We start from the raw sequence: 2,295 nt of genomic DNA on the forward strand, positions 1-2,295 counted from the left end.
CCCTGCCCGGCACGCTCCAGGGCCCGCTCACCACCCTGCCGCCCGGAGTCACCCCGGACCAGGCACAGACCCTGCTGGAGCCCTCGCGCCGCCGGGTCAACGTGCACCTGACCCCGGCGCCCTCCCCGGTGCTCACGGTCTCCGTCGACTTCAACGACGGCACCGGCTCGCACCAGGTGCTGCAGACCCCCGCACCCCAGCCGGTGCCCTCGACCTACAAGTTCGGCTTCGCCGGGTCCACCGGCCTGTTCACCGACGTGCACCTGATCCGCAACGTCGTCATCAACACCGACCAGCCGCTGCCCGAACTGAACCTGGTCAAGCAGGCGCACGAGCCGCTGCCCGGGCTGATCACGGTGGGCACCCCGATCCCGTACGACTTCGTGGTCACCAACTCCGGGAACGTGCCGATCACCAACCTGGCCGTCAACGACCCGAAGGTCGGACCGGTCAACTGCCCGGCGAGCACCCTGGCCCCCCGTGAGACCGTGACCTGTACGGCGACGTACCTGGTCACCGCCGCCGACGCCGCCCAGGGCCACGTCGCCAACACGGCCCAGGCCACCGGGACCACCGACGGGGGCCCGGTCACCTCGCCACCGGCCTCGGAGAACGTGCCGGTGATCGCGCCACCGGGGATCACCCTCGTCAAGCACGTCGACGCCGCCGAGCCCTTCCACGTCGGCGACACCGTCCCGTACACCTACGTGGTCACCAACACCGGCGGGAGCGAGGTGACCAACCTCGCACTGACGGACGACAAGGTCACGGGGATCACCTGCGACTCCACCACCCTGGCTCCGGCCGGCAGCCCCGGGGACAGCACCCGGTGCCACGGCAGCTACGTCGTGACGGCCACCGACGCGCAGGCCGGGCAGGTCACCAACCACGCCCACGCCGCCGGGACGTCGAACAGCCAGCCGGTCACCTCACCGGAGGCCGATGCCACCGTCACGGTGGTCGGCCCGTCCTCGATCGGTCTGACCAAGCTGGCGGACACCGCCGGCCCCGTCCACGTCGGGGACACCGTGCACTACACCTACACGGTCACCAACACCGGGACGACCACGCTGAACAACCTCGTCGTCGTCGACGACCACGCCCCGCAGGTGACCTGCGACCGGACGACCCTGAACGCCGGAGCGAGCACCCCCTGCCACGGCACCTACACCGTGACCGAGGCCGACCTGCGACTCGGCCACGTCACCAACACCGCCCAGGCGGAGGCCACCGGCCCACAGGGGCAGACGGTGGTGAGTCCCATCGCCCAGGTCACGCTGCAGGTCGTCGGCGTCGCCAGGCTCGACCTGCGGAAGCAGGCCGACAGCGCCGGACCGTTCCACGTCGGCGACACCGTGCCGTACACCTACACGGTCACCAACACCGGGAACACCACGCTGAACAACCTGACCGTCGGCGACGACCACGTCCAGGCGGTGACCTGCGACCGGACCGGCCTGGACGCCGGCGAGAGCACCACCTGCCACGGCAGCTACACCGTGACGGCGGCCGACGCCCAGGCCGGGCACGTCACCAACACCGCCCACGCCAACGGCACCGACCCGCAGGGACAGAACGTCCAGAGCCCGCCGGCCCAGGCCGTCGTCCAGGTGGTCACCGCCGGAGAGTCCTCACTGTCCATCACCAAGCGGTCCAACGCCGAGGGGACCGTACACCCGGGTGACACCGTCACCTACCTGTACGCGGTGACCAACACCGGGTCGACCACGCTCACCGACCTCACCGTCAGCGACGACCGCCTCCAGGGGGTGACCTGCGAGCAGACCACCCTCGCCCCGTGGGAGAGCACCCTGTGCCACGGCACCTACACCGTGACCGAGGAGGACGCACGGGTGGGCAGCATCACCAACACCGCCCACGCCACCGCCCGCGACCCGGAGGGAGGGACCGTGCAGAGCCCGCCGGCCGAGCTCTGCATCGCCGTCGCGCCCTGCCCGCCGAAGGGCCACGAGCACAAGGGCGGCGGGAGCCACGGCTGCCCGAGCCGCCCGGGCCACCACCCGGCGCCGCCGCAGAGTGACGGCGGCTCCGGCGGGCTGCCGGACACCGGCGCTCCAACGGCCTCCGTCATGAACGCGGGCCTGGGCGGAGCCGGGCTGCTGAGCCTCGGCGGCCTGCTGTTCTTCCGGGCCCGCCACCGCACGGCCGCCCACCGCTCAGCGGTGTGACGGACGCCTGCGATCCGCCGTACGACGGCGGTCGGGCCGCCCCTCACGCCCTGGACGCCCCGGCCTGGCGCTGGCTCGGCGTCAACGCCGCCAACGCGGCGCTGAC

The 2,295-nt window shown here is 72.3% G+C and carries 1 pseudogene; it reads left to right on the forward strand.

The window, feature by feature from the left end:
• Positions 1-2,189 (forward strand): annotated as a pseudogene (locus ACIQOV_RS38055) (hypothetical protein); the annotation flags it as partial.
• Positions 2,190-2,295: the final 106 nt, after the last annotated feature.

Source organism: Kitasatospora sp. NPDC091257 (assembly GCF_044757675.1).
Taxonomy (GTDB): domain Bacteria; phylum Actinomycetota; class Actinomycetes; order Streptomycetales; family Streptomycetaceae; genus Kitasatospora; species Kitasatospora lactacystinica.